We start from the raw sequence: 15,530 nt of genomic DNA, 5'->3' as shown, positions 1-15,530 counted from the left end.
CCACACCTCTGCTTATTGGCATTCTCAAAATCTTTGCAATGGCGGACTGTATATGAATCATTGCCATGCTGTTAATTGTTTTATAAATTCATGGCATGATATCTTGAGTCTTTTATTCTGGGGTTCAAACTCGCTGCGCTCAGACATGTGAACCCCGGGCAGAATAAAAACTCAATCTATCATACTCATGAATTTTATAAAACAATTAAAAAGCGTGGCAATGATTCATATACAGTCCGCCATTGCAAAGATTCTGAGAATGCTGCTACGTAGAGGTGTGGAATTCAAGTAAAAGGATAATGAGAATTAGAAGTCGGAATATACACTTTGATTGAATCGTAGTAAGTGTAGAGCTTTTGGACTCCGTTTTCTAAAATATAGTAGTGCCTGATGTATGGAATGAGGAGTATAATAAATAGGAATGTCAGGGCGAGTAATAGGATCATGGATGTCATTACATATGCAATTACTCCCATGAGAGTAAGGATTGCAAATGTGACCGTGACAATAAGATGGATGAGCCTTTCGTGCTGGAAGAAGGCTATCTGAGTCATGAGATCTTTGTATGCTCTTAGGTATTCTTCGCCGCTGTGGTCAGTGGTGATGAAATCTGCCATATAGGATAGATACTCTTTTAGACGTTTTTCCATACTGATTACCTTAGACATTTACTGATTACTTTCTGCATTCTGATAATAGCTTCTAAAATAATTGTATCACAGGAATGGGGGATTTAGCTTCAATGAAAAAGTTTAAGATCACATTTAATTCACCTGTAGTTCTTGGTTTTATCTTTATAAGTCTTGCAGTATTGCTGCTTGGCTTTGCAACGCTAGGTGTAAGCAACGAGGTTTTGTTTATGACTTATCACTCATCGCTTACCAATCCTCTAACTTACATAAGATTCTTTACTCATGTACTTGGTCACAGCGGATGGGATCATTATATAGGCAATGCTTCTTTTATCCTGCTGCTTGGACCAATGCTTGAAGAAAAGTATGGTTCGAAAAGGATAATGCAGGTCATCCTTATAACAGCCTTTGTAACGGGAGTTGTGAACTATTTCCTGTTCCCAAATGTTGCTTTGTGCGGCGCAAGCGGCGTAGTATTTGCATTTATACTTCTTACATCTTTTACCAGCTTTAGAAATGGTGAGATACCGCTTACATTCATACTGGTAGCGGTGGTATTCTTGGGGCAGCAGGTGTACGAGGGCGTAGTCCTTACGGATGATATCTCGAATATGTCACATGTTATAGGCGGTATCATCGGCGCAGTTGTCGGATTCAAACTCAATAGAAAATAAAACATCTTTTTAATATCACGTTCCAATTAATGCTAAATTCATAGCCATAAAAAAAGTCCTACTTAGCAAAAGAGATAGCTGCTAGGTAGGACTTGATTATTTTTATGCTTCTACGCCTTTATCAGCTAAAAGCTGCTTTAACCTTATGATTTCTTCTGCCTGAGAAGAAATAGTATCATCTTTCTTAAGATTCATCGAATTAGCGATATCAAGCTGTTCTTTAGTAGTATCCAGCTGTTCCTTAGTGGTATCAAGCTGTTCTTTAGTAGTATCAAGCAGTTCTTTAGTAGTATCGAGTTCTTCCTGAAGTTCATCAATCATATATGTAGCTGTATTGTGATCCATGATCTGCAGTTCTTTAGAGAACATATTCATCACTCCTTCGATATTCCTGCACATATCGTACAGGTGGGAATACATGGGTTCAAACTCCGGATATTTACTGATAAGCTCCATAATATACTCTGGCTCATCGCATCCCAGGAAGGTAAGCCATGCATCTAATTTTGTTTTTATTCCTTAATTATGAAGTTTGCATAGGAAAATATCAACTGATTTATAAAATGTATGACTGAACTTTTCCCGTATTTCAAATAAATTAACTTGCGCTCATCCATTTTCCATGATAGCATATTTCTTGTTTGGTTTTCAGCGGTACATCATAAATCGCAATCCAAAACAGATTGATTCCTGGCAAATCGCCTTGAATTCCAATTTTTATTTTGAGCAGTATTAGATGTTGTAGATGCTCTTTCTTTTATTGCTCAAAGGAAAAAAGCAAACAAGAAGGAGACTATTAATGCAAGAAACAACTGAATACAGCTATCTTCAAGCTACTGGAAAGCTTGAATACAACATGACCAACGATTACATGTTCCGAATGGTATTACAAAGGGATGAAGAGACACTTATTGGTCTGATCTGCTCTATCCTTAAACTCCAGAGAGAAAGCGTTCTTAGTGTCAGGATAGAAAATGCAATTGACATGGGAGCAGATGTTACCAGTAAAGAATACCAGTTAGACATTCATGTTTCTCTTAACAACGACAGCTATATCAATCTTGAGATGCAGATTGTAAACTATAAGAACTGGCCGGAACGTTCCCTTTCATACCTATGCAGACGTTTTGATAATGTGTCCAAAGGCAAAGATTATATAACTGTTAAGCCTGTATATCATGTGGGCTTTCTGGATTTTACTCTATTTGAAGATCATCCTGAATTCTTTGGAAAATATCAGATGAGGAACTCAAAAGATAAATATCTCTATACTGACAAGTTTAATTTATATGTGGTAGACTTAAATCATACAGAACTGGCAACTGATGAAGACAGAACCAGTGGTATCGATACGTGGGCAAAACTCTTCAAAGCAACTACCTGGGAGGAAATAAAGATGATAACTAAAGATAATCCATCTATGAATTCTACTGCAGAATCAATTTATCTCTCTAATTCTGACTTTGAGATCAGAGAGCGTTGTCGTATAAGAGAAGATGCCATAATACATGAAAAGCTAGTGGCTGAAAAGCTCGAAGCTCAGGCCGAGACAATTGCTACTCAAGCTGAAGAAATCAATAGATTAAAAAAACTATTAGCAGATAATGGAATACAGGAATAAGTATTGTTCTTCCCAATCAAGGCTTTAATGATGTCGATAGGATTGTTTCCAAGGTCAAATACCTCCCGGAGATAACCAAGAAATATAAGAAACTGTGGGATAGAGAACGAAGCTTCCCGAGAAACGTGGAATTAATAAGTAAAGCCTATAATGTAATGAATAAAAAAGAACTGTGAAAAAGTGATCATCTCATTTTTCACAGTTCTTTATATTTATCCTTCTTATTATGTACTTCAGTTCTTCTTGATTTTCTTCTTCAGCTTTTGATCGTGCTTATCAGATCTTTTTAGCAGTATGATCGTCAGCAAATAATATTCCTCTTACAGGGAAGAGAGCATTGAGAAGTATCTCACCGAATATCACACAGGTAATAACTTCGCCGGCTCCTACTGTAAGCATCATAAAAGGAATCAGGTCTGTCATGCCATAAGCATATTTTAGTACGAACGGAATGATAAGCGCATTGCTTATTACAGGCGGAAGTGAGCAAAGAATCCTGTGTTTTCTAAGAGCATATGTTCCAATACATCCAATAAGTGTTGCTAAGGTTCCAAATATTACATCCGGAAGTGCACTTTGCATCAGGATATTAGACAAAAGACATCCTATTGTAACTCCGGGAATAGCAGCCGGTGTGAAAAATGGGAGGATTGTCAGAGCTTCTGAGAATCTACACTGGATTGCTCCGCTTGCAAGGTCGAATCCCTGCGCGAACATTGTTAATACTACATACAAAGCGCCGATGGCGCCTGCCTGTACGATGTACAGAGTTTTTGATTTCTTCATTTTCTTTCTCCTTTAGTGTACGGCTATGTGCCGATTTTGCGAGTGGGAAGGATTTAACACTCGTATAGCAACAGGTATGATAACACTGAATAAAAGCTTTGTAAAGGCGATACTGATCAGACTAAAAATATATAATTACTAAAACTTCCCACTTGGACGGACCAACATCCTCAAAGCTTTTACAAGGGCAAGCAGTATATAGAAATTAACTTATCTAAGAATTATTTCCGGATGAAGTAAATTAATCATAATGATATAATGATAGTGCGAGATATTATGCATACTAATTGTATTACTTGGAGGTATTTATGGGAGATAAGTTATTGCCGCTTGTTACGAGGCATTTTTTGATACAGCCTCAGAGTGTTGATAAACTCTGGGAAGAAGAATGGTCAGTTACCCTTAGAGATGATGCTGATAAGAAGGTAGGGAGATTTCATTTTGAAGAGGCCGGAATTGATGGGGAAGTAACGCTTTTACTGGATATTGAACCTGCATACCAAAAGCCCTCTCTTGGTGCTGAAATATACTCTGCTATAGCAAGTTTTGTGTTTAAATTCCAGGAACTTAAGGTAGTCAGAACGTCTTGCAGGCATGAGGATGATGATCTTGTACATAGCCTTGAAAAGGCTGGTTATGTAAGGCGCAAGAACAGGGATGGACGTGACTTTTATTCGATCACAAAACAGAAGACATCCTGGACAGGCCTTTACATGATATTAGGTCTTGTTGCAGGTTTGATCATTGGAATCACTATATCTAATCTCTGGGTTGGAACTTTTTCTGGAATAATAATAGGGACAGTAATCGGATATCTGATTGATAAGAAAGCGTGAATATACCGGATTTGTCGAGACTTTATGACGATATATGTTTTTTCATAGACTGATTATTTTTCTTATATAAATGGACCGGTACTTGCAGGAACATGGTGGGGGACATAGATGGACATTGCGGTTTTTAGCGATATACATGCCAATCACAGCGCCTTTCAGGCTTGTTTTGACAAGGCCTGTGAGAAGGGAATTACCAATTTCGTACTTCTGGGAGATTATGTAACGGACTGTCCCAATCCTCAGAAAACTATGGAAATGATATACATGATGCAGAAGTTTTTTAACGTCTGGATTGTGAGAGGTAACCGCGAAGAGTATCTTCTTGATTATAGGAAAAAGGGCGAGTCAGGATGGAAGAAGGGTTCTGCCAGCGGTACGCTTTTGTATACTTATAATAATATGACAGACAGGGACTTTAACTTTTTTGACTCACTTCCTATATATTCGATGTGGAAGCAGAAGGGTATGCCTTCTTTTGAGCTATGCCACGGATCGCCCAATTCTTCAAGGGAATTCATGATGGGTAAGAGCCGTACTACAAGGCGTATTGTGGCTCAGCTAAGGTCTGATTTTATCCTGCATGGTCATCATCATGAGCAGGAGACTTACACCTATAGAGACAAGAAAGCTGTCAATCCGGGCTCTATAGGCATTCCCTGGAACTATGGCGGCAAGACACAGTTTGCCATAATTCATGATGAAGGAGACAGATGGGAAGAAGAATACTTTCAGCTTGATTATGACAGAAAAGAGATTCTGTCTGAGTTTATGTCATCAGGCCTTATGGAGATGGCGCCTGCCTGGGCAGCAGTTACAATGCATACTATAAGAACAGGTGTGGATCTTAATCAGACAATCCTTATGAGAGCAACTCAGCTGTGCGAGCAGGAAAGAGGAGAAGCCCGTTGGCCGGATATCCCTGAGAGGTACTGGGCTCTCGCCCTTAAAGAGAACTATATAGATATGCATGGAAAAGATATACCTCATAGGTAGATTTTTAAACTTCCCACAAAAGCCAGACGCAGATTCAAGGGTAGGAGTCTGTCTGGTAAGTGGGAAGTCTGCAAGTAAATCAGATAATAAAGAGCTCGAAGCTTTGTAATAACAAGGCCTGTCAAAAATAAAAAAAGAATAAACAAAGGATTATAAAAGAAGGACACAATCTTCAAAGCCGCTCTGGAAGCGCGTTTGAAGGGGTGTCCTTTTTTGATGACAAAAGGTCAAGAAGCAAATGAGAGAAAACGAGAGAATATAAGAGATATTACGAGAAAAGACTACAATATCCACCTGTAAATCAATTTGCAACATAAAAGCCGCAACATTATTATATATTTTGTGGTTAGCACTCAGGGAGTTTGAGTGCTAACAATTCTATAAGACTTAAGTTTTAGTCTAAAGTTAACAAGCACAGATATGATTGTTAATCTTTAAAAAAGCAAATTATATATCTATATAAAGGAGGCTTTATCATGAAATTAACACCACTTGGAGACAGAGTTGTATTAAAGCAGCTTGAAGCAGAGGAGACAACAGCATCAGGAATCGTTCTTCCTGGAAAGGAAAAAGAGAAACCTCAGCAGGCTGAAGTTATAGCTGTTGGACCTGGCGGAGTTGTTGATGGCAAAGAAGTCAAGATGGAAGTTAAAGTCGGACAGAAGGTCATTTATTCTAAATATGCAGGAACAGAAGTTAAGCTTGATGAAGAGACATTCATCATTGTAAAGCAGAACGACATTCTTGCAACAGTTGACTAAATCAAAAATTGCAAAGAAGATTTTGTCTATTTGTTTTCGGATAAAAAGAAGATCTGGAATACAGATGATAAACAGTCTTTATATGAAGCAGGATCATATCCTGCAAACTAGATAATATATTATGGAGGTCATGTATCATGGCAAAGACAATTAAATCAGGTGATGATGCTCGTATGGCAATGGTTGCAGGCGTTAACAAGCTTGCAGATACAGTAGGTGTAACAATCGGACCTAAGGGAAGAAACGTTGTAATAGACAAGTCTTACGGTGCTCCTACAATCACAAACGATGGTGTTACTATCGCTAAGGAGATCGAACTTGAAGATCCATATGAAAACATGGGTGCTCAGCTTGTTAAGGAAGTTGCTACAAAGACTAATGATGTAGCAGGTGACGGTACAACAACAGCTACAGTTCTTGCTCAGGCAATGATCAACGAAGGTATGAAGAACCTTGCTGCAGGTGCTAACCCGATCGTCCTTCGTAAAGGTATGAAGAAGGCTACAGACGCTACAGTAGAAGCTGTTAAGAAGATGGCTACAAAGGTAAGCGGCAAGGAGCAGATCGAAAGAGTAGCAGCAGTTTCATCAGGTGATGATGAAGTTGGTAAGATGATCGCTGACGCTATGGAAAAGGTTTCTAACGACGGCGTTATCACAATCGAAGAGTCCAAGACAATGCAGACAGAGCTTGACCTTGTTGAAGGTATGGAATTTGACAGAGGTTACATCTCAGCTTACATGGCAACAGACATGGACAAGATGGAAGCTAACCTTGAAGAGCCTGCAATCCTTATCACAGATAAGAAGATCTCTAACATCAACGACATCCTTCCTCTTCTTGAGCAGGTTGTTAAGACAGGCCAGAAGCTCCTCATCATCGCTGAAGACGTTGAAGGTGAAGCTCTTACAACACTTATTGTTAACAAACTCCGTGGAACATTCAATGTAGTTGCAGTTAAGGCTCCTGGCTATGGCGACAGACGTAAAGAGATGCTTCAGGATATCGCAATCCTCACAGGTGGTAAGGTTATCTCATCTGACCTTGGTCTTGAACTTAAGGATACAACACTTGATGACCTTGGACGTGCTAAGAGTGTTAAGGTTACTAAGGAGAAGACAACAATCGTTGATGGTGAAGGCGACAAGGCTGACATCGATTCAAGAGTTGCTCAGATCAAGAAGCAGATCGAAGATACAACATCTGATTTTGATAGAGAGAAGCTTCAGGAAAGACTTGCTAAGCTCGCTGGCGGTGTTGCAGTTATCCGCGTAGGTGCTGCTACAGAGACAGAGATGAAGGAAGCTAAGTACAGAATGGAAGATGCTCTCAATGCTACACGTGCAGCTGTAGAGGAAGGTATCATCTTCGGCGGTGGTAGCGCATACATCCACGCTTCTAAGGAAGCTGCTAAGTCTCTTGAGAACCTTGAAGGTGATGAGAAGACAGGTGCTAAGATCGTTCTTAAAGCTCTTGAAGCTCCTCTTTTCCGCATCGCAACTAACGCAGGTCTTGATGGATCCGTTATCGTAAATAAGGTAAAAGAGTCTGAAGTTGGAGTTGGTTTCAATGCATATAAGGAAGAGTATGTAGATATGGTTAAGGATGGTATCCTTGATCCTGCTAAGGTTACAAGATCAGCTCTTCAGAATGCTACATCAGTTGCTTCTTCATTCCTTACAACAGAAGCTGCTGTAGCAACAATCAAAGAGCCTGTACCGGCAGCTCCAGCTCCTCAGCCAGGAATGTATTAATTAACTGATGGCGGAAGCTCTTAGTTTTTAAGAAGACCTTGAACATTCATAGAAATGGCAGGAGACTTCATATAAGTTAAGATATATTTTGCACCACGACTATATCAATACGATATGATCGTGGTGCATTTTTTGCCCTATATTATGCAGTTTTGATGAGGTGATCATAATAAAAATGCGTAGTATCTTGCTTTACAAGCGTTTTCTTGGTAAAATTACCAATATATGTCTAGTATAATCAGTAAAATGTTATAATAATTATTTAAAAGCGATAACATTTAGACTGGTGATCATTAGAAGTGCATTATAAGTCAAGGATTTTGAAAATTACACGTTCTTGAAAGCGCATTATGACGTTATTGCACAATCTATAATATGTTAAATAATGATGTTAACTAAAAGGTATATTATAAGGATTTGATCCTTCACCTTTATAAACTATCATCATTTTATAATAATCATTCATTGATTATGGAAAAGAGGAATAATGAAAGAATTAAAAGACTATGTACGTACAATACCTAACTTCCCTGAAGAAGGAATTATGTTCAGGGATATCACTACAGTAATGCAGGATCCGGATGGACTCAAGCTTGCTATTGATACAATGCAGGACCTTGTTAAGGATCTTGATTTTGATGTAGTAGTAGGAGCAGAGTCTAGAGGATTCATTTTTGGAACACCTATTGCATATAATCTCCACAAACCATTTGTACTTATCCGTAAGAAGGGTAAGCTTCCTGCAGAGACAGTATCTATTGATTATGATCTTGAGTATGGCAAGGCTACTCTTGAGATGCACAAGGATTCTGTTAAGCCTGGTCAGAAGGTTCTCATCGTAGATGACCTTATCGCTACAGGCGGAACAACAGAAGCTATGATCAAGCTTGTTGAGTCTCTCGGCGGAGAAGTTGCAGGTGTCCTTGTAATGATGGAGCTTGCAGGACTTAACGGAAGACAGAAGATCGCCGGTTACAGACTTGATTCTGCTGTCGTATACGAGGGCAAGTAATTGGAAGATTAATCATAAGATTAACTCCGAGAGATTAATCATTTATATTTTGTGATTAACTTCGAGAGATTAATATCATTTTCATAGATATTGATCTAAGTATATGCATTTTCTATAAAACTAAAAGATTGGCGCAAGAGGGAAAATGTTAGAACAAAGATTTGATGACGGTAAAATTGAATCAATTGAAGAGTTTCAGCCACCGGAAAGGCTTTATGAAGGTCTGATCGCCAGGGTACAGAAGTATCATCCATCTGATGATATCACCATGATCGAGAAGGCTTATAATATAGCGCGCGAAGCTCACAAAGATCAGCTTCGCAAATCCGGAGAGCCGTATATTATTCACCCTTTGTGTGTGTCCATTATCCTTGCAGATCTGGAGCTGGATAAGGAGACTATTGCAGCAGGGCTTTTGCATGATGTCGTAGAAGACACTATTCTCACCAAAGACGAGATAGATGAGCAGTTTGGATCTGATGTAGCACTTCTTGTAGATGGTGTTACCAAGTTGCAGAGTCTGCAGCTTCCTGCCGACTATAAGGACAAGACTGCAGAGCAGCTTGAAATGCAGGCGGAGAACCTCAGGAAGATGTTCCTGGCTATGGCCAAGGATATCCGTGTCATCCTTATAAAGCTTGCCGACAGACTCCACAATATGAGAACACTTGCTCATATGCCGCCTGAGAAGCAGCACAGGATAGCTCAGGAGACGCTGGACATCTATTCTCCTATAGCAGGGCGTCTTGGTATCAGTAAGATCAAGGTAGAGCTTGACGATCTGTCTCTTAAGTACCTCAAACCTGATATCTATAAGGATCTTAAGGAAAAGGTATCTGAGAAAAAGGAAGAGCGTGAAGCCTACGTTGAGAAGATTGCCAAAGATGTTGAAGCTGCTATAAAAGAAGCCGGCATCAAGGGTGAAGTCAACGGAAGAGTTAAGCATTTCTTCAGTATTTACAAGAAGATGCACAATCAGGGCAAGACTCTTGATCAGATCTATGATCTGTTCGCTGTCAGGATAATCGTTGAATCAGTCAAGGACTGCTATGCAGCTCTTGGTATAATCCATGAGATGTACAAGCCTATCCCCGGAAGGTTCAAGGACTATATAGCTATGCCCAAGGTCAATATGTATCAGTCTCTTCATACGACACTGATAGGACCTAACGGTGCGCCATTCGAGATACAGATCAGAACTTTTGATATGCACAGAGCAGCAGAATACGGTATTGCTGCTCACTGGAAATATAAAGAAGCATCTGATGGCAAGAAGATTGAAACTCAGGAAGAGGAGAAGCTGGTATGGCTTCGCCAGATTCTTGAGTGGCAGAGGGACATGAGCGACAACAGAGAGTTCATGAACCTTTTAAAGAGCGATCTGAATCTTTTTTCAGAAGATGTATATTGCTTCACTCCTCAGGGTGATGTCAAGAATCTTCAGAACGGATCTACCCCAATCGACTTTGCATACAGCATTCATTCAGCTGTTGGTAACAAGATGATCGGTGCCAAGGTTAATGGTAAGCTGGTTCCTATTGATTATGTGATCCAAAATGGTGATCGTATTGAGATCCTTACTTCTCAGAATTCCAAGGGACCATCACGTGACTGGCTTGCAATTGCCAAGTCCACATCTACCAAGAACAAGATCAACCAGTGGTTCAGGTCTCAGCAAAAAGAAGAGAATGTTAACCACGGTAAAGAGCTTATCGCTGACTATTGTAAGAGCAAGGGTATTGAGATCTCTGATATAACCAAAACTGAGTATATCAATATCATCATCCGCAAGTATGGTTTCCACGACTGGGATGCTGTACTTTGTGCAGTAGGTCTTGGAGCCTTAAAAGAAGGCGGTATTGTCAACAAGCTCTGTGAGCTCTATGAGAGAGATCACAAGAAGGATCTTACTGATGAAGAAGTTCTTGCAGCAGCTAATGTTTCAAACTCACCTGCAAGGATCAACGGAAGTGGTAATGCCATTATCGTTAAAGGCGTTCATGACGTTGCAGTAAGATTTTCAAGATGTTGTAATCCTGTTCCGGGAGATGATATCGTTGGCTTTGTAACAAGAGGCAGAGGCGTATCTATTCATAGACGTGACTGCGTCAATGTTGCAGAGATGACTATGGAAGATAAGAGCAGGCTCATAGAAGCCCGCTGGGAGAGCGATGGTATTATTGGCTCTGAGAAATATACTGCTGACATCAAGATCTTTGCTAACGACAGACGAGGCCTTCTTGCAGATGTTTCAAGAATTCTTACTGAGAACAACATCAGCATCCTGTCTCTTAATACAAGAACCAGTAAGCAGGGCCTTGCTACCATGGATGTTTCATTCCAGGTTTCAAGCCGTGAAGAGCTTGTAACAGTTACAGATAAGCTAAGACAGATCGATAGCGTCATCGATATTGAGAGAAGTACAGGCTGATACAAACATTCTGATAAGAATAGTCTGATAAAAATAGTCTGATAAGAATGGTCTGATAAGAATAGTTTTATAAGAATAGTCTTATAATAACAGGCTGATTATAATAGACTGATAAGAACAGGCTGTTATATCGGCATCAGTACCTATTGACAAGCATTTTAATAGTTTAAGAATTAATATCAGCATGCCGGCATTATTTATATAATGTCGGCATGGCTGTGCATCATACCAAAGATTGGATCAGCATTCTAATGGACAGTAATATTAAAGTTGGCCAGGTAACACTTGGCCCCGTACAGACCAATTGTTATTTTGTTTTTAAAGATACAGAAGATAGAAGTGCTAGTAATGAGCCAATACCCTGCATCTTCTTCGATCCTGCGGACGCCGGAGAGTATCTGTATGAAAAGCTTACAGAGAAGAATTTTAAGGTTGAGCTCATACTCCTAACTCACGGCCACTTCGATCATATGGCCGGAGCTGCAGATCTTAAAAGGCTCTCAGGAGCTCCTATATGGTGCTGGGAAAAAGAGTCATCGGTATGCGAAGATCCCGAAGTAAACCTTTCGTATGATTTTATTGGAAAAAGTATAACGATTAAACCTGACAGATTTTTAAGAGATGAAGAGATAATCGAAGCTGCCGGTCTTAAATGCAGGCTCCTTGGAACACCGGGACATACAGTTGGTTCCTGCTGCTACAGTTTTGATGATGATAAGATCCTTATAAGCGGAGATACTCTATTTGAAGGATCTGTTGGACGTACGGATTTCCCCGGAGGAAGTTCTCAGGCTCTGGTTAGATCTGTACACGAGAAGCTTTTTGATCTTCCTGATGATACTATTGTATATCCGGGGCACGGCGGTGCTACTACAATTGGAGATGAGAAGCTCTACAATCCGTTTTTAAGGTGAGTTCTATGATTATAGTATATACAGATAAAGAGAAATACTTTTATGACATCCATTCTCTGGTCAAAAGTTTCTATCCGGAGGAGGATGTCCTTGTTTTTGTAAAGGGAAGTAGGCAGATCCCCGAAGATGCCAATATCATACTTACTATAGATATGACTCTGTCCTGGGATGAAGGACATATCGATGCTGATTTTATCTGGGATGGAAGAGCAGCTAAGTCTTTTTCCATGGAATGTATAAGAGAATCGGAAGCCTGCAGCGCAGATATGACGGATTCTCCAAAGAATGTCTTAAAGCGCCTTTTGTATACAGCGCTTAATGAAGAGACCGGGAAAGATCTTCCATGGGGGACTCTTACAGGTATAAGACCTGTTAAGATTGCTATGCACAGGCTCCTTGGTGGTGACAGCGACATACAGATCCGCGATTATATGAAGAAGACCTATATCTGCTCTGATGAAAAGACTGATCTTAGCATCGAGATAGCGCACAGAGAGAACAGGCTTCTTGAAGGCACAACGGATGGCAAAGGATACAGCCTTTATGTGAATATACCTTTTTGCCCGACAAGATGTGCTTACTGTTCCTTCATGTCATCGCCTATAGGCCTTTGGAAGGGGAAAGTTGATGACTATCTTGACTGCATCAAGAAAGAGATAGATGAGACTGCTCCTTTGTTTAAAGATAAGCGACTTGACAGCATATATATAGGCGGGGGAACTCCTACTACACTTGAACCTTATCAGCTTGAAAAGCTTATAGGCTGGATCAAGGACTCTTATGATACCTCTTATTCAAGAGAATTCACCATAGAATCAGGCCGTCCTGACTCTATTACTATGGATAAGCTTAAAGTAATGAAAAAGGGCGGAGTTACAAGGATATCTGTTAACCCTCAGACCATGAGAGACAGAACGCTTGAACTTATAGGCCGTCACCACAGCGTACAGCAGACCATAGACTCTTTCTATATGGCCAGAGAAGCGGGATTTGATCACATCAATATGGATATAATCCTTGGACTTCCGGGAGAAGAGCTTAGTGATGTTCAGTACACAATGGATGAGATAGCTAAGCTTCGTCCTGATGAACTTACAGTTCATTCGCTTGCCATTAAGAGAGCATCAAGACTCTATGACTACGTAGCAGATCACGGCCTTGCAGGTATGGATACCACATCCGCCATGATGAAAGTGGCAGAAGACGGTGCCAGAAGTATGGGACTTGGCCCGTATTATCTCTACAGGCAGAAGAATATAAGCGGCAATTTTGAAAATACAGGATATGGGCGCGGGGACAAGATGTGCCTGTATAACATAATCACCATGGAAGAGACACAGAGCATCCTTGCACTAGGCTCAGGTTCAGTATCCAAGCGTATCTTCGAGGGTAGCAGGATAGAACGAAAAGGTAATCCCAAGGATGTAAAGCTGTATATGGAGAATACAAGTAGCGATCCTTCTGTAATGAGAGATTTCTTTTCATAAAAATGATCCTAAAAAAATAGAATAGTCCCCTACATCCGGTCACCTCGATCTTGATGTGGGGGATTTTTTTGACCTTCTGTTCAAAATTAATAAAAATACATCTTTTTGTCTTTGAAATTTGTTTGAACAGTCGTTCAAAAATCCATTGACATTAGTAGCCGGAGAACTTATATTTGATAACGTAATAAATACCTCTTAATTTTTTGATCGAGTAGGTGATGTCCTTCTCGATTAATATGTTTTTTAAGGGGATTTTGATTTCATCGAAATATAATCAAACGGAGTTTAAGATAATATTTTAAACTCACGGCTTTAAGAGGGCCAGGAAAGGGAGATCATTATGAAGAAGAAACTTTTAAGCACTGTTCTTGCAGCAGCTACATGTGTATCTATGCTTGCAGGATGCGGATCATCAGATGGCGCCGGCACAGACAAGGGTGCTGACAATACTGCAGAAAACACTGCAGAAAACACTGCAGAAGCTGAAGGCGGCGAGGCACTCTCTGCTTCTGACATCAAGATCGGTGTTATCTACATCGGTGATGAGAACGAAGGATATACAGCAGCTCACATGGAAGGTATCGATCAGATGCAGGCTGCTCTTGGTATCTCTGATGATCAGATCATCGAGAAGACACTTGTTCCTGAAGATGAGTCCTGTACAGATGCTGCTGAAGACATGGTAGATCAGGGATGTAATATTATCTTTGCAACAAGCTTCGGTCACGAGTCTTATCTTATGCAGGTTGCTGCAGAATATCCTGAGATTCAGTTCTGCCATGCAACAGGTTATCAGGCTGCTTCTTCAGGTCTTTCTAACTTCCACAACTATTTTGACAACATCTACGAAGCAAGATATGTTTCAGGTGTTGTTGCAGGACTTAAGCTCAATGAGATGATCGCTGACGGCAAGATCACAGAAGATGCTGCCAAGGTTGGTTATGTAGGCGCTTATCCTTATGCAGAAGTTGTTTCTGGTTTCACATCTTTCTATCTTGGTGTTACATCTGTATGCCCTTCAGCTACTATGGAAGTTCAGTATACTAACAGCTGGGCTGATATGACAGCAGAAGGTGAAGTTGCTACATCACTTATCGCTGATGGATGCGTACTTATGAGCCAGCATGCTGATACAACAGGTGCTCCTACAGCATGTGAATCTGCAGGCGTTCCTTGTGTAGGTTATAACGTAGATATGACAACAGTTGCTCCTACATGCGCTCTTACATCAGCTACTAACAACTGGGGTGTTTACTACACATATGCAGTACAGGCTGTTCTTAACGGAGAGGCAATGCCTACAGACTGGACAGCAGGTTACAACGACGGCGCTGTTGCTATCACAGCTTTAAATGATACAGCAGTAGCAGAGGGAACAGCTGATAAGGTTGCAGAAGTTGAGAAGGCTCTTGCAGACGGAACTCTTCACGTATTCGATACCAGCAAGTTCACAGTTGGCGGTAAGTCACTTGAAGATGCTATCGCAGAAGGCGGAGATTATGCCAAGTATGCTGATTATGTAAAAGACGGATATTTCCACGAATCAGAGCTTGCATCTGCACCTGCATTTGATATCATCATCGACGGCATCACTTCTAATGCAAAATAATGCAAACTAATGCAAACTAA

At 40.3% G+C, this 15,530-nt stretch carries 14 protein-coding genes; 11 read left to right on the top strand and 3 right to left on the bottom strand.

Features of this window, described 5'->3' with window-relative positions:
- Positions 1-284: 284 nt before the first annotated feature.
- The gene (locus tag I7804_RS12775) at positions 285-668 is read right to left on the bottom strand and encodes a hypothetical protein (protein ID WP_248403766.1); all 384 of its coding nucleotides are present in this window, start codon (positions 666-668) and stop codon (positions 285-287) included.
- A gap of 74 nt (positions 669-742) precedes the next feature.
- On the opposite strand from I7804_RS12775, the gene I7804_RS12770 reads away from it, so the two are divergent.
- Positions 743-1,306, top strand: a complete 564-nt coding sequence (locus tag I7804_RS12770; protein WP_022754534.1) for a rhomboid family intramembrane serine protease — start codon at positions 743-745, stop codon at positions 1,304-1,306.
- Positions 1,307-1,408: 102 nt separating this feature from the next.
- On the opposite strand, the gene I7804_RS12765 is transcribed toward I7804_RS12770, so the two are convergent.
- Positions 1,409-1,762, bottom strand: coding sequence for a coiled-coil domain-containing protein (locus I7804_RS12765; protein WP_248403765.1), 354 nt, complete (start codon positions 1,760-1,762; stop codon positions 1,409-1,411).
- A 343-nt stretch (positions 1,763-2,105) separates the two neighbouring features.
- Here I7804_RS12765 and I7804_RS12760 point away from each other — a divergent pair, with 343 nt between their 5' ends.
- Positions 2,106-2,927: an Rpn family recombination-promoting nuclease/putative transposase gene (locus I7804_RS12760; protein ID WP_248403764.1), complete on the top strand. Its 822-nt coding sequence runs from the start codon at positions 2,106-2,108 to the stop codon at positions 2,925-2,927.
- Positions 2,928-3,203: 276 nt separating this feature from the next.
- On the opposite strand, the gene I7804_RS12755 is transcribed toward I7804_RS12760, so the two are convergent.
- Positions 3,204-3,713, bottom strand: coding sequence for a QueT transporter family protein (locus I7804_RS12755; RefSeq protein ID WP_248403763.1), 510 nt, complete (start codon positions 3,711-3,713; stop codon positions 3,204-3,206).
- 308 nt (positions 3,714-4,021) lie between these two features.
- Between I7804_RS12755 and I7804_RS12750 the strand changes: the two genes are divergently transcribed.
- From I7804_RS12750 to I7804_RS12710, 9 genes are all read left to right on the top strand, one after another.
- Positions 4,022-4,549: a hypothetical protein gene (locus tag I7804_RS12750; RefSeq protein WP_248403762.1), complete on the top strand. Its 528-nt coding sequence runs from the start codon at positions 4,022-4,024 to the stop codon at positions 4,547-4,549.
- Between the two features lie 108 nt (positions 4,550-4,657).
- A complete protein-coding gene (locus I7804_RS12745; RefSeq protein WP_051199717.1) occupies positions 4,658-5,542 on the top strand; it encodes a metallophosphoesterase family protein in 885 nt (294 codons plus the stop codon).
- Between the two features lie 476 nt (positions 5,543-6,018).
- A complete protein-coding gene (locus I7804_RS12740) occupies positions 6,019-6,303 on the top strand; it encodes a co-chaperone GroES (RefSeq protein WP_022754528.1) in 285 nt (94 codons plus the stop codon).
- Between the two features lie 137 nt (positions 6,304-6,440).
- Positions 6,441-8,057 (top strand): chaperonin GroEL, encoded by a 1,617-nt coding sequence (gene groL / locus I7804_RS12735; RefSeq protein WP_022754527.1) that lies wholly within the window; start codon positions 6,441-6,443, stop codon positions 8,055-8,057.
- A 487-nt stretch (positions 8,058-8,544) separates the two neighbouring features.
- Positions 8,545-9,069, top strand: a complete 525-nt coding sequence (locus I7804_RS12730) for an adenine phosphoribosyltransferase (RefSeq protein WP_027218015.1) — start codon at positions 8,545-8,547, stop codon at positions 9,067-9,069.
- Between the two features lie 145 nt (positions 9,070-9,214).
- On the top strand, positions 9,215-11,500 hold the full coding sequence (locus tag I7804_RS12725) for a RelA/SpoT family protein (RefSeq protein WP_022756494.1): 2,286 nt from the start codon (positions 9,215-9,217) through the stop codon (positions 11,498-11,500).
- Positions 11,501-11,751: 251 nt separating this feature from the next.
- Positions 11,752-12,414, top strand: a complete 663-nt coding sequence (locus I7804_RS12720) for an MBL fold metallo-hydrolase (RefSeq protein WP_022754524.1) — start codon at positions 11,752-11,754, stop codon at positions 12,412-12,414.
- A gap of 5 nt (positions 12,415-12,419) precedes the next feature.
- Positions 12,420-13,901 (top strand): coproporphyrinogen dehydrogenase HemZ, encoded by a 1,482-nt coding sequence (gene hemZ, locus I7804_RS12715; protein ID WP_248403761.1) that lies wholly within the window; start codon positions 12,420-12,422, stop codon positions 13,899-13,901.
- A gap of 340 nt (positions 13,902-14,241) precedes the next feature.
- Positions 14,242-15,510, top strand: a complete 1,269-nt coding sequence (locus I7804_RS12710; RefSeq protein ID WP_248403760.1) for a BMP family ABC transporter substrate-binding protein — start codon at positions 14,242-14,244, stop codon at positions 15,508-15,510.
- The last annotated feature ends 20 nt before the right edge of the window (positions 15,511-15,530 follow it).

The sequence above is a fragment of the Butyrivibrio fibrisolvens genome (genome assembly GCF_023206215.1).
Lineage (GTDB): Bacteria > Bacillota > Clostridia > Lachnospirales > Lachnospiraceae > Butyrivibrio > Butyrivibrio fibrisolvens_C.
The sequence above is the reverse complement of the archived record's forward strand: the minus strand, read 5'-3'. Positions and strand labels throughout refer to the sequence as shown.

What these genes read in the sequence shown, in the direction of transcription:
- groL (WP_022754527.1), top strand. Translation starts at nt 6,441, where the DNA reads ATGGCAAAGACAATTAAATCAGGTGATGATGCTCGTATGGCAATGGTT.
- I7804_RS12740 (WP_022754528.1), top strand. Translation starts at nt 6,019, where the DNA reads ATGAAATTAACACCACTTGGAGACAGAGTTGTATTAAAGCAGCTTGAA.
- I7804_RS12775 (WP_248403766.1), bottom strand. Translation starts at nt 668, where the DNA reads ATGTCTAAGGTAATCAGTATGGAAAAACGTCTAAAAGAGTATCTATCC.
- I7804_RS12720 (WP_022754524.1), top strand. Translation starts at nt 11,752, where the DNA reads ATGGACAGTAATATTAAAGTTGGCCAGGTAACACTTGGCCCCGTACAG.
- I7804_RS12755 (WP_248403763.1), bottom strand. Translation starts at nt 3,713, where the DNA reads ATGAAGAAATCAAAAACTCTGTACATCGTACAGGCAGGCGCCATCGGC.
- I7804_RS12745 (WP_051199717.1), top strand. Translation starts at nt 4,658, where the DNA reads ATGGACATTGCGGTTTTTAGCGATATACATGCCAATCACAGCGCCTTT.
- I7804_RS12770 (WP_022754534.1), top strand. Translation starts at nt 743, where the DNA reads ATGAAAAAGTTTAAGATCACATTTAATTCACCTGTAGTTCTTGGTTTT.
- I7804_RS12730 (WP_027218015.1), top strand. Translation starts at nt 8,545, where the DNA reads ATGAAAGAATTAAAAGACTATGTACGTACAATACCTAACTTCCCTGAA.
- I7804_RS12750 (WP_248403762.1), top strand. Translation starts at nt 4,022, where the DNA reads ATGGGAGATAAGTTATTGCCGCTTGTTACGAGGCATTTTTTGATACAG.
- I7804_RS12710 (WP_248403760.1), top strand. Translation starts at nt 14,242, where the DNA reads ATGAAGAAGAAACTTTTAAGCACTGTTCTTGCAGCAGCTACATGTGTA.
- I7804_RS12725 (WP_022756494.1), top strand. Translation starts at nt 9,215, where the DNA reads ATGTTAGAACAAAGATTTGATGACGGTAAAATTGAATCAATTGAAGAG.
- hemZ (WP_248403761.1), top strand. Translation starts at nt 12,420, where the DNA reads ATGATTATAGTATATACAGATAAAGAGAAATACTTTTATGACATCCAT.
- I7804_RS12765 (WP_248403765.1), bottom strand. Translation starts at nt 1,762, where the DNA reads ATGGAGCTTATCAGTAAATATCCGGAGTTTGAACCCATGTATTCCCAC.
- I7804_RS12760 (WP_248403764.1), top strand. Translation starts at nt 2,106, where the DNA reads ATGCAAGAAACAACTGAATACAGCTATCTTCAAGCTACTGGAAAGCTT.